Annotated in this window: 26 protein-coding genes; 11 read left to right on the forward strand and 15 right to left on the reverse strand. The window is 54.7% G+C overall.

The window, feature by feature from the left end; genetic code table 11:
• Nucleotides 1-22 precede the first annotated feature (22 nt).
• Nucleotides 23-691: an SOS response-associated peptidase gene (locus B9Z35_RS02900; RefSeq protein ID WP_108282148.1), complete on the forward strand. Its 669-nt coding sequence runs from the start codon at nt 23-25 to the stop codon at nt 689-691.
• Here B9Z35_RS02900 and B9Z35_RS02905 read toward each other — a convergent pair whose 3' ends face one another.
• The 3 genes from B9Z35_RS02905 to B9Z35_RS02915 form a co-directional block, all read right to left on the reverse strand.
• On the reverse strand, nt 692-1330 hold the full coding sequence (locus B9Z35_RS02905; RefSeq protein WP_108282149.1) for an NAD(P)H-dependent oxidoreductase: 639 nt from the start codon (nt 1328-1330) through the stop codon (nt 692-694).
• A gap of 210 nt (nt 1331-1540) precedes the next feature.
• Entirely contained in the window at nt 1541-3340 is a 1800-nt protein-coding gene (locus tag B9Z35_RS02910; protein WP_108282150.1) for a glutamine--tRNA ligase/YqeY domain fusion protein, read from the reverse strand.
• Nucleotides 3341-3405: 65 nt separating this feature from the next.
• Nucleotides 3406-3888, reverse strand: coding sequence for a helix-turn-helix domain-containing protein (locus tag B9Z35_RS02915; RefSeq protein ID WP_108282151.1), 483 nt, complete (start codon nt 3886-3888; stop codon nt 3406-3408).
• 177 nt (nt 3889-4065) lie between these two features.
• Here B9Z35_RS02915 and B9Z35_RS02920 point away from each other — a divergent pair, with 177 nt between their 5' ends.
• The gene (locus B9Z35_RS02920; RefSeq protein ID WP_108282152.1) at nt 4066-4923 is read left to right on the forward strand and encodes an undecaprenyl-diphosphate phosphatase; all 858 of its coding nucleotides are present in this window, start codon (nt 4066-4068) and stop codon (nt 4921-4923) included.
• Here B9Z35_RS02920 and B9Z35_RS02925 read toward each other — a convergent pair whose 3' ends face one another.
• The 4 genes from B9Z35_RS02925 to B9Z35_RS02940 are packed head-to-tail and all read right to left on the reverse strand — an operon-like array spanning nt 4924 to nt 10194.
• Nucleotides 4924-5742 (reverse strand): alpha/beta hydrolase, encoded by an 819-nt coding sequence (locus B9Z35_RS02925; RefSeq protein ID WP_108282153.1) that lies wholly within the window; start codon nt 5740-5742, stop codon nt 4924-4926.
• Nucleotides 5743-5747: 5 nt separating this feature from the next.
• A complete protein-coding gene (locus B9Z35_RS02930) occupies nt 5748-6575 on the reverse strand; it encodes a proteasome-type protease (protein ID WP_108282154.1) in 828 nt (275 codons plus the stop codon).
• A complete protein-coding gene (gene mutS / locus B9Z35_RS02935; RefSeq protein ID WP_108282155.1) occupies nt 6572-9271 on the reverse strand; it encodes a DNA mismatch repair protein MutS in 2700 nt (899 codons plus the stop codon). Before mutS ends, B9Z35_RS02930 begins: the two co-directional genes overlap by 4 nt.
• Before the next feature lie 29 nt (nt 9272-9300).
• Complete coding sequence (locus B9Z35_RS02940) at nt 9301-10194, reverse strand: inositol monophosphatase family protein (RefSeq protein ID WP_108282156.1); 894 nt, start codon at nt 10192-10194, stop codon at nt 9301-9303.
• 104 nt (nt 10195-10298) lie between these two features.
• Here B9Z35_RS02940 and B9Z35_RS02945 point away from each other — a divergent pair, with 104 nt between their 5' ends.
• Genes B9Z35_RS02945 through B9Z35_RS02955 form a run of 3 tightly spaced genes read left to right on the forward strand, consistent with a single transcriptional unit; the run spans nt 10299 to nt 12264 of the window.
• Nucleotides 10299-11075 carry an RNA methyltransferase gene (locus tag B9Z35_RS02945; RefSeq protein ID WP_108282157.1) on the forward strand — a complete coding sequence of 259 codons (777 nt, stop codon included), beginning with the start codon at nt 10299-10301 and terminating at the stop codon, nt 11073-11075.
• A gap of 21 nt (nt 11076-11096) precedes the next feature.
• Nucleotides 11097-11867, forward strand: coding sequence for a serine O-acetyltransferase (gene cysE, locus B9Z35_RS02950; protein WP_108282158.1), 771 nt, complete (start codon nt 11097-11099; stop codon nt 11865-11867).
• A gap of 4 nt (nt 11868-11871) precedes the next feature.
• Nucleotides 11872-12264: a hypothetical protein gene (locus tag B9Z35_RS02955; RefSeq protein ID WP_108282159.1), complete on the forward strand. Its 393-nt coding sequence runs from the start codon at nt 11872-11874 to the stop codon at nt 12262-12264.
• A 40-nt stretch (nt 12265-12304) separates the two neighbouring features.
• On the opposite strand, the gene mog is transcribed toward B9Z35_RS02955, so the two are convergent.
• Nucleotides 12305-12925, reverse strand: coding sequence for a molybdopterin adenylyltransferase (mog, locus tag B9Z35_RS02960; RefSeq protein WP_108282160.1), 621 nt, complete (start codon nt 12923-12925; stop codon nt 12305-12307).
• The gene (yjgA, locus tag B9Z35_RS02965) at nt 12922-13596 is read right to left on the reverse strand and encodes a ribosome biogenesis factor YjgA (protein WP_108282161.1); all 675 of its coding nucleotides are present in this window, start codon (nt 13594-13596) and stop codon (nt 12922-12924) included. The genes mog and yjgA overlap by 4 nt, the downstream gene beginning before the upstream one ends.
• Before the next feature lie 79 nt (nt 13597-13675).
• On the opposite strand from yjgA, the gene pmbA reads away from it, so the two are divergent.
• Nucleotides 13676-15064, forward strand: a complete 1389-nt coding sequence (gene pmbA, locus B9Z35_RS02970) for a metalloprotease PmbA (protein WP_108282162.1) — start codon at nt 13676-13678, stop codon at nt 15062-15064.
• Here pmbA and B9Z35_RS02975 read toward each other — a convergent pair.
• Complete coding sequence (locus tag B9Z35_RS02975) at nt 15061-15939, reverse strand: carboxylesterase (protein ID WP_108282163.1); 879 nt, start codon at nt 15937-15939, stop codon at nt 15061-15063. The two genes, pmbA and B9Z35_RS02975, sit on opposite strands and share 4 nt — an antisense overlap.
• Here B9Z35_RS02975 and B9Z35_RS02980 point away from each other — a divergent pair.
• Both B9Z35_RS02980 and B9Z35_RS02985 read left to right on the forward strand, forming a co-directional pair.
• Complete coding sequence (locus tag B9Z35_RS02980) at nt 15938-16726, forward strand: DUF4118 domain-containing protein (RefSeq protein ID WP_108282164.1); 789 nt, start codon at nt 15938-15940, stop codon at nt 16724-16726. The two genes, B9Z35_RS02975 and B9Z35_RS02980, sit on opposite strands and share 2 nt — an antisense overlap.
• A 14-nt stretch (nt 16727-16740) precedes the next feature.
• Nucleotides 16741-17499, forward strand: a complete 759-nt coding sequence (locus B9Z35_RS02985; RefSeq protein ID WP_158268108.1) for a MipA/OmpV family protein — start codon at nt 16741-16743, stop codon at nt 17497-17499.
• Nucleotides 17500-17505: 6 nt separating this feature from the next.
• Here the strand turns inward: B9Z35_RS02985 and B9Z35_RS02990 are convergent, their stop codons facing one another.
• The 5 genes from B9Z35_RS02990 to ybiB all read right to left on the reverse strand — a co-directional run bounded on the left by B9Z35_RS02990 (nt 17506) and on the right by ybiB (nt 21341).
• Nucleotides 17506-17952: a GatB/YqeY domain-containing protein gene (locus tag B9Z35_RS02990; RefSeq protein WP_108282166.1), complete on the reverse strand. Its 447-nt coding sequence runs from the start codon at nt 17950-17952 to the stop codon at nt 17506-17508.
• A gap of 82 nt (nt 17953-18034) precedes the next feature.
• A complete protein-coding gene (gene rpsU, locus B9Z35_RS02995) occupies nt 18035-18247 on the reverse strand; it encodes a 30S ribosomal protein S21 (RefSeq protein WP_006296472.1) in 213 nt (70 codons plus the stop codon).
• Nucleotides 18248-18382: 135 nt separating this feature from the next.
• The gene (locus tag B9Z35_RS03000; RefSeq protein WP_108282167.1) at nt 18383-19633 is read right to left on the reverse strand and encodes an NAD(P)/FAD-dependent oxidoreductase; all 1251 of its coding nucleotides are present in this window, start codon (nt 19631-19633) and stop codon (nt 18383-18385) included.
• Between the two features lie 20 nt (nt 19634-19653).
• Nucleotides 19654-20436 (reverse strand): uroporphyrinogen-III C-methyltransferase, encoded by a 783-nt coding sequence (gene cobA / locus B9Z35_RS03005; RefSeq protein ID WP_108282168.1) that lies wholly within the window; start codon nt 20434-20436, stop codon nt 19654-19656.
• A 2-nt stretch (nt 20437-20438) separates the two neighbouring features.
• Entirely contained in the window at nt 20439-21341 is a 903-nt protein-coding gene (ybiB, locus tag B9Z35_RS03010; RefSeq protein WP_108282169.1) for a DNA-binding protein YbiB, read from the reverse strand.
• A 540-nt stretch (nt 21342-21881) separates the two neighbouring features.
• Here ybiB and B9Z35_RS03020 point away from each other — a divergent pair.
• The 3 genes from B9Z35_RS03020 to B9Z35_RS03030 all read left to right on the forward strand — a co-directional run bounded on the left by B9Z35_RS03020 (nt 21882) and on the right by B9Z35_RS03030 (nt 26008).
• Complete coding sequence (locus B9Z35_RS03020) at nt 21882-22568, forward strand: response regulator transcription factor (protein WP_108282171.1); 687 nt, start codon at nt 21882-21884, stop codon at nt 22566-22568.
• A complete protein-coding gene (locus B9Z35_RS03025; protein WP_146178935.1) occupies nt 22565-23953 on the forward strand; it encodes a cell wall metabolism sensor histidine kinase WalK in 1389 nt (462 codons plus the stop codon). The genes B9Z35_RS03020 and B9Z35_RS03025 overlap by 4 nt, the downstream gene beginning before the upstream one ends.
• A gap of 87 nt (nt 23954-24040) precedes the next feature.
• Nucleotides 24041-26008: a TerB family tellurite resistance protein gene (locus B9Z35_RS03030; protein WP_108282173.1), complete on the forward strand. Its 1968-nt coding sequence runs from the start codon at nt 24041-24043 to the stop codon at nt 26006-26008.
• Nucleotides 26009-26036 lie beyond the last annotated feature (28 nt).

Here is a 26036-nt window from a genome sequence, read left to right on the forward strand (position 1 = left end):
TGCAGGCGGCTAACATGGCCGCATGACCGCCCATTTTGAAAGCGTGCAAAACGCCGCGATGTACCCCGATGCCTTTGATGTGGCTGCCCCCGAAATTGCCTTTGAGCGCGACCTGTGGCCCCGCAAGCTGGGCGTGTTTGTGCGCAATGCGCCTGAGGCTGAAGGCGTTGAGGTTGATGCAAAGCCGGTGCGCGAACTAGCCGTGGGCCAGTTTGGTTTTGTACCCCAGTGGGTCAAGTCTGCATCTGACGCCAAGCTTCGCTCCACCAAGATGGTCAATGCCCGCTCAGAAACCGTCACCACATCCAACAACTTTCGTGATGCGTGGCTGGCGGGGCAGCGCTGCATCGTGCCCATGATGGCGTTTTTTGAAGACGACTGGCGCAGCGGCAAAGCCGTGCCCACGCGCATCACCCGAGTGGACGGCAAGCCCATGGGTGTGGCGGGCATTTGGGAGCGTTGGGCCAAGGACGGCACAGAAATCATCAGCTTCACGCTGCTGACAGTGAATGCCAACAGCCACGCCTTGCTGCACCGTTACCAACAAAACGGCAACGAAAAACGCATGCCCGTCATCTTGGGCGAAGGCGCGTATGACGCGTGGCTCAATACAAAAGCCGAGAAAGCCCGCGAATTCATGCGCGCTTACTCGGCTAACTTGTTGACGGCCAATCCCGTCGAGAAGAAGTAATTACTTCACTTCAGTCACGAACTGCTCGCGTGGGCGACGCACTTTCTTGAGTGGTGCGAGCCAGTCTTGCTCAGCCAAGCGGTAGCCCAAAGGCATGATGGCCACGCTGCGCAAACCGCGTGCGTGCAAGTTCAAAATTTCGTCCACGGCTTTCGGGTCGAAACCTTCCATTGGCGTAGCGTCCACTTCTTCAAACGCTGCAGCGATCAACGATGCGCCCAAGCCAATGTAGGCTTGGCGAGCGGCGTGTTCAAAGTTCACATGTGCATCACGCGCAGGGTAGTTGGCCAACAACATTTGGCGGTAGTTTTCCCAGCCTTCGTTTGTGCCGCCGCGTTGGGTGTTGGTCAGGTCAAACATCATGTTGATGCGGTCAGCCGTGTAGTTGTCCCACGCAGCAAACACCAACAGATGAGAGCCTTCGGTGATCTGTGCTTGGCCGTGTGCGCTGGCTTGAATCTTGGCGCGAACTTCGGGGTTGGTAACCAAAATAATTTCAAACGGCTGCAAGCCGCTCGATGTGGGGGCTAAGCGAGCTGCTTCGATGATGCGCTCCACTTTGTCTTGAGGCACCACTTTGGTGGCATCCATTTTTTTAGCGGCGTAGCGCCATTGCAATTTATCGAGAAGAGTAGACATTGATTAAGTTCCTTTACGGGGGGAAGCATAGCCAAGCCAGCGGTGGTTTGCTGGTTTGGGGATATTGTGTGATTGGTACTAACAGGTGGTGATTTATTGCCTGTTTTCAAGGCAATGCTTGCCAAGCCTTATGAAAACTAGGCTTTAAGAGATATCCAAGATGTTGTCCACAGCTTCATGCACAGCTGAGGGGGACAACATCTTGTCTATTTATTTCGCCCAAGTGTCTTTCAAGCCCGTGATCTTGTTAAACACCAACTTACCCCCCGCATGGTCCATGCGGTCGGTCACAAAGTAGCCGTGACGTTCAAACTGAAAGTGCGCACCTGCGGGCACGTTGGCCAATGATGGCTCCACATACGCGGTCACCACTTTCAGGCTGTCGGGGTTGAGGGCGGCTAGGAAGTCTTTGCCGCCTGCGTCGGGTTGTGCATCGGTGAACAAGCGGTCATACATGCGCACTTCTGCTTGCAAGCCGTCGTTCACGCCCACCCATGTGATGGCGGCGCTGGCCTTGACGGTGGCGCTGCCGGGTGTGCCGCTCTTAGTGTCGGGGATGACGGTGGCAAGCACCTCGGTGATCAAACCATTTGCGTCTTTTGTGCAGCCCGTGCACTCGATGACGTAGCCGCCTTTGAGGCGCACTTTGTTGCCGGGGTAGAGGCGTTTGTAGCCTTTGGGCGGCACTTCGGCGAAGTCGTCACGCTCAATCCACACTTCTTTGCCAATTTTGAAATGGCGTGTAGGTACTTCAGCGCCTTCGTCTGCGTGGGGCAGTGCAGGTTGTGTGCAAGGCTCAAGGTGGTCAGCACCCATCACTTCGTCCCAATTGGTGAGCACGAGTTTGACGGGGTCCAGCACGGCCATGGCGCGGTGTGCGGTGTTTTCTAGGCTTTCGCGCAAGCAGCCTTCGAGGGTGCTGTAGTCAATCCAGCTGTCGCTCTTGGTCACGCCAATGCGTTCGGCAAACAGTTGCAGGCTCTCGGGTGTGTAGCCACGGCGGCGCAGGCCGACGATGGTGGGCATGCGGGGGTCGTCCCAGCCGTTGACTTTGCCTTCGTTCACCAGTTGCGCCAGTTTGCGTTTGCTGGTGATGACGTAGGTGAGGTTGAGGCGCGAGAACTCGTATTGCTTGGGTGCAGGTGCAGCCAGCAGGCCGCACTCGCACAGGCGGTCCATCAGCCAGTCGTAGAACGGGCGTTGGTCTTCAAACTCCAGCGTACAAATGCTGTGTGTGATTTGCTCCAACGCGTCTTCGATGGGGTGGGCAAAGGTGTACATCGGGTAGATGCACCAGGTGTCGCCCGTGTTGTGGTGTGTGGCGCGGCGAATGCGGTAGATGGCTGGGTCGCGCATGTTGATGTTGGGCGATGCCATGTCAATCTTGGCACGCAGAACGGCTGCACCATCAGCCAACTTGCCGTCGCGCATTTCGCGAAAACGTGCAAGGTTTTCAGCAGGTGTACGCGCGCGGAAAGGGCTGTTGACGCCGGGCTTAGAAAAGTCGCCACGGTTGACGCGCATTTCTTCTGGCGTTTGTTCGTCCACATAGGCGTGGCCTGCTTCGATCAATGACTCGGCAGCGCGGTACATGAAGTCGAAATAGTCGCTGGCTTGGTAAGCCGCATAGTTGCCAGGTTGGCTCCAGCTAAAGCCCAGCCACTTCACCGCGTCGATGATGGAGTTGACGTATTCGGTGTCTTCTTTTTCGGGGTTGGTGTCGTCAAAGCGCAGGTGGCACACGCCACCGTAGTCACGCGCCAAACCGAAGTTGATACAAATGCTTTTGGCGTGGCCCACGTGCAAGTAGCCGTTGGGCTCGGGTGGGAAACGCGTGCGAATCTTGGCAGGGTCTGGCTCGCCTTTAGCGTGATGCGCTGCGTCTCCTGGGCTGCCCGCCCAGCGGCGGCTGGCGTAAGTGCCTTGGGCCAAATCGTTTTCGATGATTTGGCGCAAAAAGTTGCTGGGCTTGTTGTCTTGTTCTGTCGCGGGGGTTGCGGGTTTCGTCATGCCATGATTTTAGGCGGGGCAATGCACGTTCTTACGCCGCGCATGCCCTTTGTCTCCGGTAGAGCTTAGATTTTTCGCCCCAACCGTTTTTCGACTTCTTTCTTTTCCCAATCCGCGCCAAATGGGCTGAAGCGCTCGAACACGCGCAAGCCGTGAAACAGCACGCCAATGCCCCAGCCCATCGCCACCCAGCCCACCCACAAGTACTGAGGGTGTGTCCAGAGATTGATACCCAGCAAGAGGGTGACGACGATGAGGTATTGGGCCAAGTGCAGGTAAAAGCCCTTGAGCTTGCGCACTTGGGCAAAGGCCAAGGCTTCTTCTGCATCAAAGGCATGGGGTGTTGTGGGGGCTGTTGCGGTGTTCATGTCGGGCTCCTGAAGTGTTGAGAAATCAATTTCAAACACGGCAGCCAGAGATTTCAATGATTCAGTGCTTGCCACTTGTCCTTGTTCAAGACGTTGAATGGTGCGCACGCTAAGACCACTGAGGTCAGCCAATTGTTGTTGTGACCAACCGCGTTGGAGTCTGAGTTTTTGAATCAACATGTGAAGTTCCTGTTTGCCGAGGGCCGTAATCTAGCGGTTTGCCTTGTAGTTGAACACGTCACGGCACGCCAGCAGGGCGACTTTGGCACGACAGCGCCATGACAGTGGCGTTTGGCGCTACAAAATTTTAGGTGGCGCAAGGGCAGAGGGGATAATTCAACCCATCTAAGGAGTTGTATGGATATCGTTTTATTGCTCAAAGCTGCAGCCATGGGTGTGGTGGAAGGTTTGACCGAGTTTTTGCCTATTTCATCGACAGGTCACCTGATCTTGGCTGGCGCATTGCTGGGTATGGATGACGACAAAGCCAAGGTGTTTGACATCGCCATTCAGACCGGCGCTATCTTTGCCGTGATCATTGTTTACTGGCAAAAGATTTTCAGCACCGTGGTGGCTTTGCCTACGCAGGTTGAGGCGCGCCGCTTTGCTTTGAACGTGTTCATCGCCTTTGTGCCCGCCGTGGTGCTGGGCTTGTTGTTTGGCAAGTTCATCAAAGCGCATTTGTTCACGCCCACCGTGGTGGCTAGCACCTTCATCATTGGTGGCTTCATCATCTTGTGGGCCGAAGGCTGGGGCCGAGCCAAGCCTGAGGGCGAGGAAGAGCAAGCGGTTGAGCCCTCGCGCATTGAAACGGTGGAAGCCATGTCGGCTACTGACGCTTTGAAAGTGGGCTTGGTGCAGTGCTTGGCCATGATTCCTGGCACGAGCCGCAGCGGCGCAACCATCATTGGTGGCATGTTGCTGGGCTTGTCGCGCAAAGCAGCCACTGACTTTTCGTTTTACTTGGCGATTCCAACGCTCATTGGCGCGGGTGCGTACAGCCTTTACAAAGAACGCGATTTGCTGAGCATGGCCGATGCGCCCGTGTTTGCCGTGGGCTTGGTGTTCTCATTCATCAGCGCGTGGATTTGTGTGCGTTGGTTGCTGCGCTACATCGCCAGCCACAGCTTCATTCCATTTGCTTGGTATCGCATTGTGTTTGGCATCGTGGTGCTGGGCACCGCGTGGACCGGCACGGTGACTTGGGCGGCTTAATTAGCCCATCAAGTTCAGCAGCGCGGTTTCCACAGCCGCCGCTGCCACCAACGGATGCTCCATCGGAAACAGATGTGTGCCATCAATCTTCATCACGCGGCCATGTGTGACGCGGCTGCTGAAATCTAAGCCTACTTGTTTCAACTCACGCGATTGCAAGCCGCCAACCAAGGCGGCTTTGCATTTGAGCGGGTGGCGTTTGAAGTAGGTTTCCAAGTGGTCGGGCAGGCCGTTGTAAATCGCGCTTTCCACATCGCGGTCAAAGCTCAACACGCGGCGTGTGCCTTGTGCGGTTTGTTCGTCGTGCGTGCCGTACTTCACGTAGTCTTGCAGCACTTGTGGGTGCCACTTGGCAAATGCTTTTTTGTGTTGAAAGTGTTCCAATACTTCCGCTTCGCTGGCCCATGTGGTGCGGCGTTTGCGGCTGATGGCTGCCGGTGAGAACGCTTCTGCACCGGGCACGCGTTTACCTACTTTGAGCAGCTTGGCTTTCCAGCCACCCAGCATGGGCGAATCGAGCAGCACCACACCGCGCACCAGCTCGGGATGCTTGGCTGCCACCATCATGCTGAGGATGCCGCCCAACGAGTGGCCCACCAAAAACACGGGGCCGCTTTGCGCAGCCAAGGGTGTTGCAAAATCGGTCAGCTGCTGCACCAAGTGCGGCCAGTTGTCTGTGACGGGATAGCGCGGGTCGTGGCCAAATTTGTCGATGGCTTCCACATGAAAGCCGCGCGCGCGAACCGCGTCCAACATGACGCGATAGGTGCTGGCTGGAAAACTGTTGCCGTGCGAGAAAACGATGAGCGGTTGTGTCATGCCGGTCAGATGAGTTTGTCGTCTGGGGTTTGAATTTTCTTCAATGCTTGCACACGCTGTGCGGGTTGCAGCAAGGGCGTGGCAGTGGCCGCACCGTTCCACACGGGATCTTCAATGCCGTCAAACACTTCGCGCAGTTTGACGCCCCATGTGTTGTGCATCATCTGAAAGTACGGATTGTTTTCGTCAATGCAAACCACCTTGTCGCTCTCAAACTTGTCGGCTTCGTAAACCACCATATCGAGCGGCAGACCAACAGAGAGATTGGACTTGAGGGTGGAGTCCATCGATACCAGCGCGCACTTGGCGGCTTCGTCCAGCGGAGTGTCTGGGTGCAACACGCGGTCAAGTACGGGCTTGCCGTATTTGGATTCGCCAATTTGGAAGTAGGGCGTTTCTGCCGTGGCTTCGATGAAGTTGCCGGGTGAGTACACCTGGAACAAACGCATGCCTTCGCCTGCAATTTGCCCACCAAAGATGAGCGACACATTGAAGTCCACGCCCGAGGCTTTGAGGGCTGCCGCATCGCGCTCGTGCACGCGGCGAATGGCTGCGCCCAAGACGCGCACCGCATCAAACATGCTCTTGGCGTTCCAGATGGTGATGGGTTCGCTCTCGGGTGTGTCTTTGAGTTGCTCGACTTGCAAGATCTCACGCACCGATTGCGAGATGGACAAATTGCCGGCCGACAACAGGACCATGAAGCGGTCGCCCGGCTTTTCGTACACGATCATTTTGCGGAAGGTGCTGATTTGGTCGAGGCCCGCGTTGGTGCGTGAGTCAGACAAGAACACGAGGCCCGCTTTGAGTTTGATGCCGACGCAGTAGGTCATAAAAGTTTCTTCAGTTGATACAGGGCGTCCAACGCATCGCGTGGACTGAGTTTGTCGGGGTCGATCTCGGCCAGCTTGGCTTGCAGCGGGCTGGGGCCCACATCGTCTTGCAACGGAGGTGGGGCAAAGAGGTCGACTTGAACCTTCGATGCATCAGCCCCCGCTTCGAGCGAGGCCAATGCATGGCGGGCATGGCTGAGTACTGCAGAAGGCATGCCAGCTAAGCGAGCCACTTGGATACCGTAGCTGCGGCTGGCGGGGCCGGGTTGAATTTCGTGCAAGAACACAATGCTTGCGCCGCTTTCGGCCGCACTCACATGCACGTTCACCGCAGCGCGGTGGTTGGCAGGGAACTCGGTGAGTTCAAAGTAATGCGTGGCAAACAGCGTGAAGGCTTGGGTCTTGTCGTGCAAGTGCGTGGCAATGCCGCTGGCCAAGGCTAAGCCGTCGAAGGTGGACGTGCCGCGGCCAATCTCGTCCATCAACACCAAGCTGTGCGGCGTGGCAGCGTGCAAGATTTGCGCGGCCTCGGTCATCTCGAGCATGAAGGTGGACTGCGCGTTGGCCAAATCGTCGGCCGCACCAATGCGGGTGTGGATGGCGTCAATCGGGCCTAAGCGGCAAGCGGTGGCTGGCACGTGGCTGCCAATGCTGGCCAGCAACACGATGATGGCCACTTGGCGCATGTAGGTCGACTTACCGCCCATGTTGGGGCCAGTGATGACTTGCATGCGGTGCAGGTGGCCCAGCCGCGTGTCGTTGGCAATGAAGGTTTTGGCAGCGCCGCCAGCCACCACGCCGTGTGTTTCGGCCAAGCGGGCTTCCACCACGGGGTGGCGGCCTTGCGCGATTTCAATGCACGGTGTTTTGACAAACTCAGGTGCGCACCAGCCGAGTGTGAGCGAGCGTTCGGCCAAGGCGCACAGTGCGTCGAGCGTGGCCACGGCTTGCGCCAAGCGGGTGAGGGCGGGCACAAACTGCTGCAAGGTGTCGAGCAGTTGCTCGAACAAAAACTTCTCGCGTGCTAGGGCGCGCTCTTGAGCGCTGAGTGCTTTGTCTTCAAAGGCTTTGAGCTCTGGCGTGATGAAGCGCTCGGCGTTCTTCAAAGTTTGGCGGCGCGTGTAGTCGGCCGGCACTTTGTCGATCTGGCCTTGCGTGACCTCGATGTAAAAGCCGTGCACCTTGTTGAACTGCACGCGCAGGTTGGCAATGCCAGTGCGTTCGCGTTCTCGGGCTTCGAGTTCGAGCAAGAAACCGTCGCAGTTGTTTTGGATGGCGCGCAGCTCGTCGAGGTCTGCGTCATAGCCGTGGCCGATGACGCCACCATCGCGCACCAAGACGGCGGGCTCGGGCAGCAAAGCGCGTTCGAGCAATGCACCGCATTCGGGCGGTACGCACATGTCTTGGGCTATCTGCACTAAAAGCGTGGGCGGCAGACCGCTCTGCTGCGTGTCCCCCGCTCGCTGCGCGAGCTCCTCCTTGACCTCCGCAGAGCGGCCTGCCGCCCCCGCTTTTGGTGAAGTAGGAATGAGCGGCTGAATGCGTAACGCCTTTTGCAGTGCTTGGCCCAGCGACACCAATTCACGCGGACGTACTTGGCGCAGCGACACGCGGGCGCTGATGCGCTGCACATCGCCTGAGCCTTTGAGGGCGTCGCGCAGCACTTTGTAGCTTTGCGTGCGGTTGTCTTGCAGCGCTTCAATAGCAGCCAAGCGGTGCATGGCTTGGCTGCGATCTCGCTCGGGCGAGAGCAACCAGTTTTTGAGCTGGCGGCTGCCCATGCCCGTCATGCAGGTGTCGAGCAACGAGAACAAGGTGGGCGAGTCTTCGCCACGCAGGGTTTGGGTCAGCTCTAGGTTGCGGCGGGTGGTGAGCGGCAGGTCGATCAGCGCATCGTTGCGTGCCACGTACACGCCATGCACGTGTGTGAGTGCGCGGCCTTGGGTGTGTTCGGCGTAAGCCAGCAGTGCGGCGGCGGCGGCATGGGCTTGCACCACATCTTGCGCGTTCCACGCATTGAGTGACGCGGCTTGCAAATGCTCCAGCAGCTTGCGGCCACCTAAAGCGGCATCAAACTGAAACGCCGGACGCACTTGGGCGGGCAGGCCAAGGTTGCTGCAAAAGTTTTTCAGCTGTTGCTCAAACGCAGGGCTAACCTCGGCGCTGTAAATGATTTCGCTGGGGGCCACGCGGGCAATCCAGTTGGGCAACTCAGACGTGTCGCACTCGGCCAAATGCACCAAGCCTTGGGTGACGCTGAGCCACGCCAAGCCGCAACCGGCGCGGTCGCTTTGGTGAATGGCCAATACGTAGGCTTCGGTTTTGTCGCTGAGTAGCGCACTGTCGGTCAGCGTGCCTGGCGTGACCACGCGCACCACTTTGCGCTCGACAGGGCCTTTGCTCGCACCCACATCGCCCACTTGCTCGCAAATCGCCACGGATTCGCCGAGCTTGATCAGGCGTGAGAGGTATGTTTCGAGAGAGTGAAATGGCACACCGGCCATCACCACGGGCTCGCCGTTGGATTGGCCGCGTTGCGTGAGCGTGATGTCGAGCAGGCGCGTGACCTTCTCTGCATCCGCAAAGAACAACTCGTAAAAGTCGCCCATGCGGTAGAACAACAGCGTCTCGGGGTGGTCAGCTTTGAGCCCCAAGTACTGCTGCATCATGGGTGTGTGCCCAGACAAATCACGCATCGCAGTGCCTGCCAGAAGTATGGAACGAGTTACAGCGGCGCGTCTGGCGCTTGGCGTGAGATGCTCAAAGTTTTGGCCGCTGTGCTGGCCGCACGCTTGTCGTCTGCGCCTGCAAACTTGGAGTACTTGGTGGTGAGTGGCACCAACTGTGCGTAGATGCGGGGAGGTGCGGCCAAGCACTCTTCGTGCTCAAGGTAAGGGCCTTCGCCTGTGAAGTTGCTCACCAAACCACCGGCTTCGGTGATGAGTAATGCGCCTGCGGCCATGTCCCAAGGCTTCAAGCCGAGTTCAAAGAAACCATCGCTGAAACCTGCGGCCACATAGGCCAAGTCGAGCGCAGCAGCACCAGGGCGGCGCAGGCCAGCGGTGCGTTGCATGATGTCGCCCATCAAGCTGAGGTATTTGTTGAAGTCGTCACCTGGGCGGAAAGGAAAGCCCGTGGCCAGCAAACACTCTTCCAAGCGGGTGCGCTTGCTCACGCGGATGCGGCGGTCGTTCATGAACGCGCCACGGCCTTTGGTGGCGGTGAACAAGTCGTTGCGGGTCGGGTCGTAAATGACGGCTTGCTCTAAGCGGCCTTGCACTTGCAAAGCGATGCTCACGCAGTAGTAGGGGAAGCCGTGGATGAAGTTGGTCGTGCCATCGAGCGGGTCGATGATCCAGATGTGGTCTGCGTTAGGGTTGCCGTGCATGCTGCCGGACTCTTCGGCCAAGATGCCGTGGTCGGGGTAGGCGGTGAGCAGGGTTTCGATAATGACGCGTTCGCTGTTTTGATCAACTTCAGTCACAAAGTCGTTCACTTGCTTCTGTGAAATACGCACAGCTTCCACGTCGAGCGCAGCGCGGTTGATGATGGCGCCTGCGGCGCGTGCAGCCTTGACGGCCACATTGAGCATGGGGTGTACAGAAGAAGAGGACGACATAGATTTTGTGAAGAGCTGGCCTTGGCAGACCGAAGATGAACGCCCGGCGATGCGGGCGGCGACAATGGGGCAGATTTTACGCGCTAAGACTTACAAAAACATCTATGAAAACCCGCTTCATCCTAATAAACACCAGCCACGCCGGCAACGTGGGCGCTACCGCCCGCGCCATGAAGGTGATGGGTTTCACCGATTTGGTGCTGGTCGCGCCCCGTTGGGACAACGTGCTGCGCCGTGAAGAGACCATCCAACGTGCCAGCGGCGCCCTAGACGTGCTGGCCAATGCCCGTGTGGTGGCGACTTTGGATGAAGCGATTGATGGACTGCACCACCTGTGCGCCACTGCCATGACGCCCCGCGACTTTGGCCCGCCCACGTTGGAGCCGCGCCCCCACTTTGCCGCCTTGGCCGCCGAGCACAAGCACAACGCCGACTTTGGCGTGGGTTTTTTGTTTGGCTCCGAGCGCTTTGGCATGCGCAACGAAGATGTGTACCGCTGCCACACCTGCCTGAGCATTCCGACGGACCCGAAGTTTGGTTCGCTGAACTTAGGCGCTGCGGTGCAGGTGTTGGCTTATGACTGGCGGGAGGCATTGGGCGGGCTTGCCACGATGTTGCCTTCTGAAGAAATTGCGCCCGCAGCGCAAGAATCCACACCCTTGGCCGATGCCCAACAACTCGCAGGCTTGCTCGACCACTGGCAGCAGTCGCTGACGGACATTGGCTTTTTAGACCCAGAAGCGCCGAAGAAACTCATGCCACGCTTGAACCAGCTGTTCAACCGTGCACAGGTCACACAAGAGGAAATTCACATCTTGCGTGGCATTGCCAAGACCATGTCGCAAGTCGCCAAAACCGCTGCTGAAAAAAGTAGCGGGTGAGGCAACGATAATCAAGCCACTATGTTTTCACGCCTACGCTCTGATGTTCAATGCATTTTGGACCGCGACCCAGCTGCTCGAAGCCGCTGGGAAGTGCTGACTTGCTACCCTGGCTTGCATGCGGTGTTGCTGCACCGCTTGGCACACGGTTGCTGGAACATCGGCTTCAAGTGGTTGGGCCGCTTCATTTCGCACATTTCGCGCTGGTTCACCGGCATTGAAATCCACCCCGCCGCCAAGATTGGCGACCGCGTGTTTTTCGACCACGCCATGGGCGTGGTGGTGGGCGAGACCGCCGAAATTGGTGACGGCTGCACCATTTACCAAGGCGTGACCTTGGGTGGCACGTCGCTCTACAAAGGCGAAAAGCGCCATCCCACCTTGGGCAAAGACGTGGTGATTGGCGCAGGCGCCAAAGTGTTGGGCGGCTTCACTGTGGGCGACGGTGCCAAAGTGGGCAGCAATGCAGTGGTAACCAAGCCCGTGCCTGCTGGCGCGACCGCCGTGGGCAACCCTGCACGCATCATTCAAGCTGAGACGGACGCAAAACGCGAAGAGGCCGCTTCGAAGATGGGCTTCTCAGCTTACGGCGTCACACAAAACGACGACCCCGTGAGCCAAGCCATGCGTGGCTTGATTGACAACGCGACGTCACAAGAACACCAAATTGCTTTGTTGTGGAAAGCCATTGAACAGCTTTCTTCAGGTCAAGCCAAACCCGATTGCGTGCCCACTGACGCCGCTCGTCAAGAGCACTTTGAGGCGGCACGTATCAACCAATTGCTAGATTGAAACTATGGCGATGTTTTTGAATGTTTTCCCAAAACGCATTTGGGCTACGCTAAATCCTGAAGGCGTGTTTGAAGGGCAAATGACTTTCAATTTAGAACAATATGGATTGGTATTGACCGATTCAGTATGTGATCTCACGATCGCACAAGATTCGGTGATCATTGATCAATGGAAGATTTTTGTGAAACCAATTCACAGTGTTGATATGCCGCATTTCGATCAATTTGTGAAAGCGTTAAATAGTTATGTGTTCGATGTATTGAAGTTTCAGCCCAGCAAGTCAGCCACTGGCAACGATTTGCCCATGGTGAAATTATTTTTCGATGGCATTTATTTTGATATGTCAGGCGTTGAGCCAGTCGTTCAAAAAATACCGACAGCGCCAAGTCAAAAGTAAAAAAGCCCGCAGTTGCGGGCTTTTTAATTAGGTAAGTTTCTTAAACGCGTTTCGAATTCAGTGCCGTTTTGGGACGCCAGCCTTTACAAAACTCGTCACGCGTTTCCATGTACGGGCCGCCGATCAAGTCGATGCAATAGGGCACAGCCGCAAACACGCCGTCTACCAGTTGCTTGCCATCTGCGTCTTTCAACCCGCCCAAGGTTTCTTGAATGGATTTGGGCTGGCCTGGCAAGTTGATGATCAGCGTCTCATCGCGAATCACCGCCACTTGGCGTGACAGGATGGCGGTGGGCACAAACTTCAAACTCACTTGGCGCATTTGTTCGCCAAAGCCCGGCATTTCTTTGTGAGCCACGGCCAACGTGGCCTCGGGCGTCACGTCACGCTTGGCGGGACCTGTGCCGCCGGTGGTGAGCACCAAGGCGCAACCGGCATCGACCAACTCAATCAGCGCTTGGCTGATGGTGGCTTGCTCGTCGGGAATCAGGCGCTCGACGTATTCAATCGGGTTGTACAAAGCATGGCCCAGCCAATCGCGCAGGGCGGGCAGGCCTTTGTCTTCGTAAGTGCCGCTAGAGGCACGGTCGCTGATGGACACGATGCCAACCTTGATGGTGTCGCAACGGGCATCGGTGGTTGGCAAAGTGTTATCTGTCATGGCTTGTAGCTTTCTTCGTCGTCTTCTGGTCTGTGCATCGCGTCTTCGGCCAAGTTCATCTGTTCTTTGATCAATTGAAAAATCTCACGATACGAACGGCTTTGGCGCGGTAGCAAACCTTTGGCAATGTCGGCTTTAGACGTGACATCGTCTTTGCGCGCTTGTCGCACCAAAGCACGCAGCTGTTGGCTGTCAGTGCTGGGGTAGTCGTTCATCCACTCTTGCAAAGCGGTGTCTTCGGCCAGCAGGCGGTCACGCCAGCTCTCAGCCAAGTGCAGGGCTAAGGTGTCTTTGGTGCTGCCCATGCGTTGCTCGTTGAGCGCGTCTTTGACGGCTTCCACTGATTCTTCGCTGAGCTTGCGCATGAGCTTGCCGACAAACTGCATTTGACGGCGCTTGCCTTCAAAGTTGGTGATGCGGCGGGCTTCGGCCAATGCTTCGCGCAACAGGTCGGTGATGTGGCCTTGGGTGTTCAGGCGGTCCATCAGTTCGGTACGCAGCGTGAGCAACTCGACGCCCAAGTCTTGGCGGTCGTCGCTGTCTTTTTTGCGGTCGGTGCGGCTCAGGCCCTCTGTGCCTTTGAGTTCGGCTTTGAGTTCGAGGTCGAGTTCGCTGCCTTCAGCTACAAACTGGCCTCGGACAAAGTAACCTTTTTTGGGTTTACGTGACATAAATTGGGGGGCTTTAAATAGATCGGTTTGCCCTTCAAAACAAAGAGCAAACGCTGTGACAAGTATCATAGCCGCCGATATGACCAAAGCCACCAAATCCCAAGCCTCATCCCACACGCCTGCCCAAGGTTTCAGCTACAGCCGCGAGCACTTCGAGTCTCTCGTCGATGCAGCCCTGAAGCACGCCAAAAAGCTGGGGGCCACCGATGCGGGGGCCGATGCGTCAGAAGGCTGTGGTTTGAGCGTGTCGGTGCGCAAAGGCGAGCTAGAAAACGTCGAACGCAACCGCGACAAATCGCTAGGTGTGACGGTGTATTTGGGTCACCGCCGAGGCAATGCCAGCACGTCAGACTTTTCGCAAGCTGCGATTGAGCGCACCGTGCAAGCGGCCTACGACATTGCCCGCTTCACCGCAGAAGACCCCGTGGCTGGCTTGCCCGACGAAAAAGACATTGCCACCCACCACCCCGATTTGGATTTGTTCCACCCTTGGAACATCACCAGCGCAGACGCTGCCACCCTCGCCCTGCGTTGCGAAGCTGCCGCCATGCAAACCGACAAGCGCATCACCAACAGCGAAGGTGCAGCGGTGTCGGCCCAGCAAAGCCATTTTTTCAGCGCGCACACCCACGGCTTTCGCGGTGGCTATGCCAGCTCACGTCACACCATTTCGGTAGCCCCGATTGCGGGCAAAGGTGACAGTATGCAGCGCGACGCGTGGTACAGCTCCATGCGTGACGCCCATGAATTGGCTTCACCTGAGTCCGTTGGCCGCTATGCCGCAGAGCGTGCGTTGAGCCGTTTGAAGTCGCGCAAGATTGCTACGATTGAATGCCCCGTGTTGTTTGAAGCGCCTGTGGCCGCAGGTTTGCTGGGCGGTTTTGTACAAGCCGTGAGCGGCGGTGCGCTGTACCGCAAGAGCACCTTCTTGCTCGATTCGTTGGGCACCACGGTGTTCCCCCAACACATCGACATTTCAGAAGACCCGTTTGTCATGCGCGGCAAAGGCAGTTCGCCGTTTGACGACGAAGGCGTGACCGTTCGCGCACGCCGCGTGGTGGATGCTGGCCGTGTGGAAGGCTACTTCCTCAGCAGCTACACCGCGCGCAAACTGGGTATGCCCACCACGGGTAACTCGGGTGGTTCACATAACTTGGTGATGTCCTCACGTCTCACACAAAGCGCAGACGACCTGGATGCCATGTTGAAAAAACTGGGTACGGGTTTGTTTGTGATTGAGTTGATGGGCCAAGGCGTGAACTACGTGACGGGCGATTACTCACGCGGTGCCAGCGGCTTTTGGGTGGAGAACGGGCGCATTGCGTACCCCGTGCAAGAGATCACCATTGCGGGGAACATGAAAGACATGTTCCAAGGCATCGAAGCCATTGGTGCTGACGCTTACACGATGGGGGCCAAGACGATTGGTTCCGTGTTGATCAATCGCATGAAGGTGGCTGGCAGTTAAGCGCGTTTACGCAACATGCGACGCAACTCAGGCGACTGAATAGGTGCTACATCGAAGGCTGGAATGTCCAAAGCATCGTTGACGGTTTTCTTGAGGAAACGCACGGTTTCCTGATTGACCGTTTCACGCTCGTTGTCCACGGTGATCATGTGATAGCTGTCGCCTAAATAGATGAACTCCTTGTTGGCTGAGCTGATGTTGTCGTAGGCCCATTCGGCATTGCGCATGTGCACGGTTTCGTCATCGGCAGCATGAATGAACAAGGTGGGGCAGTCAATTAACCGTACGTTGTTGCGCACCTCCTTGATCAACGCGCGACCTTCCGAAACATATTTGAACGGAAGGTAGTCAGCGCCTGATTCAGAAATGTGGTCTTTTTGCAAAGCGCGTTTGACCATGGCACGCATCTCTGGGTTCTTAATTCCGAACGGCTCAGCTTCTGCATAGCGATAGCGGCTGGCAAAAGGCAACCAGTTCGCAAAATTCAATAAAAAACTGTACCAAGGAATGGCCCAGCCGTCATAAGCCAGTGCCGTGGAGAGCAACACCATGCTGGTGATGGACTCACGTTGTGCGAGCGCGATCGACAAGGTGGCTCCCATAGACAGCCCGACCACCGATACGGTCGTATATCTGGGGCGCAGATCCCACAAATATTGTTCTGCGTGTTGCACCCAGTCTTGCCAGTCACCACATTCGGTACCGTAGGAATAGTTGGGGATGTTTGGTGCAAAGACCGTAAACCCCGCCGTGTTCAAATCATTGGCGAGTCGTGACAGCTCAAGGGGGCTCGCACCCAGCCCATGTAACATCAGCACACAATGTTCCCCGCCCTCGAGCTCAATGTCTTGTTGTGGCTTTATAGATTGACTCATGCGTATTCAAAATTCCAGATCGTGGGTGAAGTATTCGTTCCTCGACGCAGTGCTAGGTAGCTTCACGCTTTTGTTCAGCGCCTTCATTCTGCGTTACCTTTTGCAACCGGTCATCGAGCCTTATGCACCGTTCCATTTTTTCATCGTAGCATGTCTGTTTATTGCTTATTTGTATGGTTACGAGCTGGCTTTGTTGGCTGTGTTGGTCAGTGCGTTTTTGGGTAGTTTCTTTTTTGTGAAACCTTATTTCACGTTGGGACCGGCCTCGGTGTCTGATGTCATTCAGTTTTTAAACTTTACATCTGTCACAGTCATCGCTATTTTGATCATTGAAAGATTGCAGCGCACGATATACGGGCGTGAGATTGTTTTAAAGATCATGGGCTCGCGTCACAAAATCTCGTTGTATCGAGAAAATGATCGCATTTATTTCGCCAAATCTAACAATGAAGTTTGGGCAGTTTTAGATGAAATCTTGACTGACTTTGATGACATTATTTTGTTTCAGTACGGATCAGGTGACGTCAAACTTGAGCCGTTGTTCATGGCGTTGACGCTATCAAGTCAACCTATTTTGTCCGAGCAAGAGTGGCAGTCTTTGATTCACCCAGAGGACATGAGCTTGTTGTTGCTCAAGTTGTCTCAACCCATTGCCAAATCACGACAGATGGAGGAGTTTGCATTGCGTTTCACGCAGCATGAAAACGTTGCGACTTACAAAGTTGGGCTCGAATCTTTCTTGTTTCTTGGAAAGCCATTAAAAATTTTGCGATTGGCGGCGAGCTAAACATGAGGGCGACTTTGCTCCTTGCATGCGTATTCGCTTTGCCCATCATGGGACGTGCGGATGACGCAGTGCTGCCCGATAAGTTGGAAGTCACTGCTGGCTTGAGTCGAACCAGTCAATCCTTGGTTCATGGGGTGCTTATTACCTTTGAAAATGAGCCAACTCTGAATGTGAATTACGAAACAGCGCAAGGTTTTGCGAGCGTGCAAAACGGGGTAGGCGTCTGGCTGGTGCGTGATGAGTTATTCAAAGCAGGCTTATCGGTGAACTACATGATGGGCCGTCAAGAGAAAGCCGATGTTCGTTATTCAGGCATGGGCAATGTGGCGGGGTCTGCCATGAGTTATGTGTGGGCGGAATGGCAACCGATCAAAGATGCCATCACCTTGTATGGCAATGCGGGCAATTCATGGCACAGCGGTAGCGGCACGCTAGTGCAATGGGGCGCGACCATTGGCTTTCCGCTGATCAACCAAGTCAATGGTTTTGTGGATGTGTCACGTTATTGGGCCAACCAGCGTTATGTGCAGACGTATTACGGCGTGACTCAAAGCCAGTCGCAAGCATCGCACTATGGTGCATTTAATGCGCACATGTCGGGCACCTTGTACGCGAATGCGCAAATGGGTGTAGCGATTGAGCTGGATCGTGACATTGATTTGATTGCGTCGTTCGGACGATCCACAGCCAGCAGCATGTTGATGGAAAGCCCCTTACTTAACCAAAAATCGCAAACACTATCTGCGTTGGTGTTGAGTCGGCGCTTTCCTTGAGGTGTCTTAGCCAGCCAATGCGGCTTTAACTGCAGCAGACACCAAGCCCATATCAGCCTTGCCCGCCAACTGCGCCTTCACAGCGCCCATGACCTTGCCCATATCGCCAGGTCCTGCAGCACCCACTTCAGCCACGATGGCCTTAACGGCTGCTGTGATTTCTTCGGCGCTCAAACGCTGAGGTAAATAGACCTCCAGCACTTTCATCTCGGCGCTTTCGATGTCAGCCAAGTCTTGGCGCTGGGCGGTGAGGTAAGCAGCCACCGAGTCTTTGCGTTGCTTAATGAGCTTGTCCACGATGGCGATCACCATGGCATCGTCCAGCTCCACGCGTTCGTCGACTTCTTTTTGTTTCATTGCGGCTTGCAGCAAGCGGATGGTGCCCAAGCGCACGCTGTCTTTGGCGCGCATGGCGGTTTTCATGTCTTCGGTGATTTGTGCTTTGAGGCTCATGGTGCATTCCTAAAGGGAAAAATGATTCGAAAAAAAAGCCCGCTGAGGCGTCCCTAGCGAGCTTTTTTGGGGCAGAGGCTGCTTAGTACAGCTTCTTGGGCAACTGCATGCTGCGGATGCGCTTGTAGTTGCGTTTCACGGCTGCTGCTTTTTTGCGTTTACGTTCAGCGGTTGGCTTCTCGTAGAACTCGCGAGCGCGCAAGTCGGTCAACAGACCCAATTTTTCAATGGTGCGCTTGAAGCGACGCAGAGCGACGTCAAACGGTTCGTTTTCTTTTACACGGATGGTGGTCATTACCAAAATTTCCAATTATTTGCAGTCAGAGGGTGCCTAGGAAGATCGTGCCTAAGCGCCATGCCTGCGGTGTTCCCCAACATTAAGTTGATCAGGCCGTTGGGGGTTTGCCAGCAAAGACCTAGATTATAGCGACTAAACCGCCGGTTTCAAACGGGCGCCCAAGGCTTTTGCGCAGGCATGCGCGCTGGACCAGGCCCACTGGAAGTTGTAGCCTCCCAGCCAGCCCGTGATGTCAACCACTTCGCCAATGAAATACAGGCCTGGCTGCTTGGATTCCATGGTTTGTTGCGACAAATCGCGCGTGTCCACGCCGCCCACGGTGACTTCGGCTTTTTTGTAGCCTTCTGTGCCCGTGGGGGTGAGGGGCCACGCGCTCAGGCGCTGGGCCAACAGGTTCAGGGCTTTGTCGCTGGCTTCAATAACTGGGCGTTGCCAAGCTGGGTCCTGGCTGGCCCATGTGTCAGCCAAGCGCGAGGGCACCCACGCGTTGAGTTCGTTGGCGATGAGCTTTTTAGACTGCTGCTTGGCGTTCATGAGTGCTTCTTGCAGGTCAACCTCGGGGGCGAGGTTGATGCGTAAGTCAGTGCCCGCTTGCCAATAGCTTGAGATTTGCAGCACGCCTGGGCCAGACAGCCCTCGGTGGGTGAAGAGCAAATCCTCATCAAAGCTTTGCAGGGTTTTTTTCGTACCCGTTTCGATGCGCACGGGCAGTGACAGGCCTGAGAGCTGGGCATAGGGCGCCCAAGCTTTGTCGTCAAAGGTGAGAGGCACAAGGCCTGGACGGGGCTCGACCAAGCGCAGGTTGAATTGCTTGGCCAGTCGATAGCCAATGTCGGTCGCGCCGATTTTTGGGATGGACAAGCCGCCGGTGGCGACCACCACAGCTGCGGCCTGCACCTTGCCTTGGCTGGTGTCGACTTCGTAGCGTTGTGACTCGGGTGCAGCATCTGAGTAGCGAATGTCTTTGAGGCTGCAAGGCTGCCAGCGAGTCACGCTGCCGCCATTGGCTGAGCCGTTGCATTCTGCCAAGAGCATTTGAATCAGGTCTTCGGCGGAGCGGTCGCAAAACAGCTGGCCTTTATGCTTTTCGTGAAACGGGATGCCATGCTTTTGCATGAGCGCCACAAAGTCTTGCGGCGTGTAGCGCGACATGGCGCTGCGGCAAAACTGCGGGTTGTCGCCCAAGAAGTGTTTGTGTGGGGCGCGCACATCGAGCTCGCGGTTGGTGAAGTTGCTGCGGCCGCCGCCTGAGATGCGAATTTTTTCGGCCACTTTCTCGCTGTGGTCCAGCACCAGCACCTGCAAACCTTGTTGCGCCGCCACGCCTGCGCAAAACAAGCCAGCAGCACCGGCGCCCACAATCACAACGTCAAAGGTTTTCATGCAGTGAGTTTAGTTCGCACTCAGCCTGCAGAGGCTTGCAACTCCGAGCCACTTTGCATAGCCAACAAGCCCTTGAACACATCGCCAACAACGATGACCGAAGGGCTAGCCAACTGCTCGCGGACGATGGTGTCATGCAACTCTTGCAGCTCACACACCACATGACGCTGCGTGGGTAGGCTCACTTGGTGAATCACGGCCACTGGCGTATCGGCGCGCATACTTTGTAGCAGCGCTTCTTGCAGCTGCGCTGCGCCAGTCACGCCCATGTAAATCACCAGCGTGAGTTTGGCTTGTTGTGCGGTTTGGCCCAATGCCACCCAGTCCACACTGTCAGCCGCACCTTGTTTGGCGTGGCCTGTGATGAACACCACGCCATGCGCGTGCTCACGATGGGTGAGGGAAATTCCTAATGAAGTCACGCCAGCCAAGCCGGAGGTGATGCCGTTGATAACTGTGACCGTGATGCCTTGCGCCTGCAAGTGTTCGACCTCTTCGCCGCCGCGACCAAAGATGAAGGGGTCGCCACCTTTAAGGCGCACCACAGTTTCTCCGGCCTGCGCTTCTTGCGCCATGAGCTTTTCAATGAAGGCCTGCGGGGTTGATTTGCAGCCGCCACGTTTGCCCACATGGATGATGCGGGCGTCGGGCGAGGCGTGGGCGGTGATGGCGTCGCTCACCAAGTCGTCGACCAACAACACGGTGGCCGAGGCAATGGCTTTGACGGCTTTGAGGGTCAGTAGCTCAGGGTCGCCAGGACCAGCGCCGACGAGCGTGACATGGGGTTGGTGTGGGTGGGTCATGGTCAAAGGCTCAAAGCTTTCAGGACGGCTTGGACTTGGGCAGCCAGTGGTGCAGGTACGGGCAAATCACCCTTGAGCACGGCCTGTATGTAGTGTGCTGTGCTGGTGGCGTCGATGTCGGTGGGCAACTCGGGCAGCTTGATGAGCGAGCCAGCCTGTGTTTCAACCAAGGGTGTGCGCGTGCCACGCACAAAAGCGTCCATCTGTGGTGTGCGGCGGGCATCAGCCACCACTTCGCCTTCGGTGCCGCGAAGTAACAAGGCTCGTGCGCCGGTCAGCTCAAAGGTAGCAGCCATCGAGACGGCGTATTCGGGGTGGGTGTAGCTACTCACCAGCAGTGCGTCGGGTGCCGTGGTGGGGTTCATCAGCTTAACCAAACTGTGTGCGGGGTTGCGCAGACCGACGACGCGGCGCACATCGAGCAAGCGCTTGAGGCCGTGGCACAACACCTCGGTGGGGGCAAACACCACTTCGCTAGCCTGCACCGCGCGTGCTTGGGTCAAGGCTTGCACGCCCATGGCGCTCAGCACTTCTTGGCTGGTGATACGCGTGGATTCTGTGGCCGTGCCGTGCATGACCACGGCCAAGCCTTCGCGGGCCAGCAGGTGGGCCAGCAAGGGTGTGAGCACGGGCAGCTTGCGCGCACCGTTGTAACTGGGGAGCACCACCACTGGGCTTGAGGCACTGATGTGTTGAATGCGTGCGTGCGTGGCATCTAGAAAGCCGGCCATCTCTTGGTCGGTTTCGCCTTTGATGCGCATGGCAATGCAAAAGGCACCCAGCTCTAGATCGGTCACTCTGCCATCCAAGATTTGCCCCATCAAATCAGCGGCTTGCGCGCGATCTAGCGCGCGCGCGCCGTCGCGTCCGCGCCCGATTTCTTTGATGTAGTGGCTGATGCTCATGCTGCGATTGTCTCGCAGGCTAGATAACTTACGGCTATAAGCTTAATGAATCAGGCATTCATGCCCAAACGCTTAAGCGAATTGGTCTAGCAAGAGGCCGTGCAGCTGATCAGAGCGATGGACATCGATTGGTAGATGTGAATATGCGATCTTTCGAACTACTTCGCCAGAGGTTTTATCTGTGATCACGACTTGGAGAGACTTGGTCACGATGTCGAAAGCAAATGAGAGTGCGACATTGCCTGTCGACGTGTTCGGCGACTGCGGCGGCGCTTTCACTGGCGTAGGTTTGGTTGGTTTGAAGGTCATGTCCCCAACTGCATCGTCCTGATGCGCAGGGGCAATCGGTGGCAGAGAAAGGGGCGAGGGCATAAAGAGCTTTCGACATTGAGTTCAATCTATGGATCGACATACGACACCAGATGATGAGCTGCAACCCGAATATGACGGTCAGGATGACGCAGATGTCATTTTTTGGAGCTCCGTGGGATGATTAGCTTGCCGAAAATGAAATCACTAAATCTACAAAGGTGACTGAAATTGAAAATTCTGTTGATTGAGGACGAGCACAAGATCGCGGAATTCGTCATAGAGGGGTTGACTGCTGCAGGCTACACGGTCTCCCATGCGGATGACGGCGAAAAAGGTTTAGAGGCCCTTTTGTTGGGTGCGCATGATCTTGTGATCTTGGATCTGATGTTGCCCAAGATCAATGGATTCGATGTCTTACAGCGTGCTAGACAAGCTGGCAATACAACGCCTGTGATCATTCTCAGCGCGAAAGTCGATTTGTCTGACCGCTTGATGGGATTTGATATGGGGGCGGAGGATTATTTACCTAAGCCGTTTTTTGTAGAGGAGCTGATTGCACGTATCAAAGTTGCTTTGCATCGACATGCGCCAGAGCAGGTGCGCGAAATTTCTGTCAGCAACCTGATGCTAGATGTGGTGAACCACAAGGTGCAGTGGTTTGATGTAACGGCGGTACTGAGTCAGCGCGAATTTAGTTTGCTCGCGTTCTTGATGCGGTCTCCTGGGCATATTTATTCGAGGCAACAAATCCTCAAACATGTTTGGGAAATCAACTTCGACCCCGAGACCAATGTTGTGGATGTATGTGTTCGCCGCATCAAAAGGAAACTCGAACGAGGATCAAATTCACGCCTATCACCTATTGAGTCCGTGCGTGGCGTAGGCTATCGCTTGCGTATGGAGGTAGAAGCGTGAAGCGGTCGTTCAAGGTTCATTTATTCCTACGCTTGTTGGTGATCATCTTCGTGATCATTGGTGCGAATCGCATGATTGCCCAGCATTTTTTATCGGAGCAACTGCGCGAACAAATTCATCAAGAAATGGGGCTTGCCTTGAGTCGTTGCGATGCCTCGATCAACGACCGACAAGCTTTTTTGAATTGTTTTAAAGCGCATGAGCCAGGAAGCTTGTTGAGCAATGTGGCTGACTACTATGTCATTTGTTCTGCGACTGCTAAGTTGTCGGATGTGCGTCAAGAAGTCTGTCGACATGAAGACCAAGTTGATTTTTGGCTCAGCAAAGCGTCATTTGTCCAAGATGATCTTCAGTTTTCTAGTGGTGAAGTTTCAGAGCAGTTGTGGATGGCTGTGAAATTTTCTGCCCGCCAAGTCGGATCGGAAATATGGATCAAACAAACCGATGCCGATCGCATCGTCTCTCAAATGTGGGCGCTACGCGATCGCAATTTGATACGTGTGTTCCCAATTATTTTGTTCATGGTTTTTCTGTTAAATATCTACATCACGCGCGAACTGATGAAGCCTGTCAATCGTATTCAAGACACGATGTCAGGGCTCAACGCTTCTAATTTGGATCGATCCATGCCGTTGGATGCGCCATATCGAGAGTTCGAAAAAATCGTAGAGGTGTTCGTAGATTTGCGTGTGCGCTTAAGCAGTAGTTTCAACAAAGCTCGTCGATTTGCGTCTGATGCTTCCCATGAGTTGCGCACGCCGCTGACAATTTTGCGAGGCAACGCTGAAAAATTGATACGTGATTTACCTCTTGGCTCGGATGCACAAATTCGTGTCCGTTCAATGGGTGATGAAGTTGAACGGTTAATTGACATCACCGAAAAATTGCTTCTCTTATCACGTGCGGACGCCAATGGCCTACAACAAAATTTATCTGATGTGAATTTGAGTGACTTGTTGACTCAGTTGATTCATGACGCGCATTCGTTTCAATCAAGTTTGAAGATCTTGAGTGACATTGAGCCTGATGTGATGTGGCGATGCGACAAAACGTTAGTACGCCAATTGATCAGCAATTTGTACACCAATGCTGTGAACTACAACTTAGCCAATGGATGGTTACGAATTGTTCTCAAGCGGACGCCAGGGCAGTTTGAACTCACGATTGAAAATCCGACAGAGACCCTGCCATCTGATTTGACTGATCACGCTTTTGAGCGCTTCTATCGAGGGGATGCTTCACATGCACGACACATTGATGGTTTGGGCTTGGGATTGAGCATCTGCCTAGAAATTGCGCATTTGCACCAAGGATCTCTTAACTTAAGTGTTACACAGAAGCAGGCCGTACTAGTGCGTTTAAAGGCACCACTCTCGAGTCGTTAAATTTTCTGAAAATGACAAATGTGTCATTTATTCTGTCTATGACATAGTTGTCACCCAAAAAATTACCAAAATGACTAAATTGGGTTCATGGCAGCCCTACCCCTTGAAATCAATCCGTTAGAAAGTGTTGGCAGTGAAAGCGATTTCACTGTGGTGGGTGCAGGCGAAGAAATATTGCTAACGCCGTATTTAACGCTCGCGTGCGCCCTGCTTTACATGATGGCGGCAGACGGGAAATTAGGTGACCAAGAGAGTAGCCATCTACAAGGCGTATTGGGGGGGGATGACAAGGTCCTTGCTTATGCCGTGCGCTACGTACAAACTGTTCCGCTGGATAAATTTTTAATTGATGCCCCAGAAGTTCTGAGTACAAAAGACAAGTGGTGCATTTTGGTCAACGTCTGCGATGCGTTGTTATCTGATGGCCATGCTGATGAAGAAGAACTGGCATTGTTTGCTCGCCTGATCACTGCGTTTGGGATCAGTGAACAGACGTTCAAGCCTTATTTAAAGATATTGAACCTTAAGAACGACAAGACTGTCTTGGGACGTTACACGGGTGTGAAGGAAGAGCGGCAGTCCATGACGCCGCATTTCGCACTTGCTGTCTCGTTGTTATATATGTTGACGGCGGATGGCTCGATTGGCGCGGAAGAGATTGGTCAGTTAGAAGCAGTAATTGGTGAGTTTGATGGATTGCAAGCAGTCGCTTTGAAATACGTCCGCTCAGTCAAATTGAAACCGTTTTTAAGCGAAGCTGCTGTAGTTCTTAAGCCCGAGCAAAAGATTTACATCCTCACCAATGTGTGTGATTCGATGATGGCAGATGGATCTGTGGCGCGTCTGGAAGACAAGGTTTTTGTCTCCATGCTCAATGGATTCGGCATCACTGAAAAATCTTTTGCAATTTATCAAAAGGTCATAGAGACAAAAAATTTCAAGCCGTTTGACTGCACGTTTAAAAATCGCAGTATGCAGACATTGGGTATCGGTGGAGCCAATGGTGATGGGCCAACCGTACAAAATGAACAAGCAGGTGCCAACGGCCAAAAAATCGCTTCAGATGGCTTAGGTGATGCAGCCAATCAAGGCGTCTGGGACGCTTCTAATGAAGAGCTAGTGATGTCTAGCTTCATCAGCAAAACAATGCAAGAGAACATCCAAAGCGTAAAGGATGATTTCGGTTCTCAAGACAACGTTGTGCAAATCGGACGCAATGCAACGGATGAGCTCAATCTTCAGAAAATTGATGCCGACGGCGGTGAAAAAAATAGGCAAAAACTTGGCGATGATGTGGGTCCTGATAACCGACAAAAGCTAGATGATCAGTCAGATCTAAAAAATAGACAGAAATTATCGCAAGAGGCGGAGGGCTTAAATCGTCAACAGCTCTTGGATGAGCAGATTGCTGCAAATCACCAGACCATAGACTTGAATGCTTCAGTTGTGAATCGTGCGGTTATTCCACCTGAGGTGCGCATGCAAAATATCGAAGAGGTCGTTCAGGAAGTCACGGAACGACTAGATTCTTTTGAGCAAAAAAATTACAGTTTTTTACAGATCGGCCGTGTCGAACGTTACGACGATTCATTTGCGTTGATCGACGAAAGTGATTCAGGGCTTAATCGTCAATTGATAAATGAGTCCTACTCGCGGATGGGGATTGGGGCATTCTTTGCAAAAGCTGCTTCAACAACTCAGGCTGTGGATGCCACATTGGGATCCAATCAGTTGATCCACATGACGTCACATCAGCAGGTGCATGCTGATGGCGCATTGATGTCGCATCTAAAGAATTCTGAGATGGGTGCTAAGTCCAATCGACAGAAAGTTAGAAGTTCAGCATGGCCGCAACAGGCTTTAGGTTCTGCGCGACTTAAAAAGCTGAACTTTGTTCACTTGTTTGCAGCTTTTGCACTTTTGACATTTGCTGCGCCAATTAGCACTAAACCAGTTTTAAGTCGTGCTGCAATTGGTCATTTAGTGGTGATTTATTCGGAGGTGGCCGCGCAACAAGCCCTGGTAGATCGAGCTCTGACGCCCAGCGATCGATAATCAATCCTGTCGACGTTGCTAAGCGTGG

Origin of the sequence: Limnohabitans sp. Jir61 (assembly GCF_003063545.1) — a bacterium.
In the GTDB taxonomy this organism is placed as follows: Bacteria; Pseudomonadota; Gammaproteobacteria; order Burkholderiales; family Burkholderiaceae_C; genus Limnohabitans.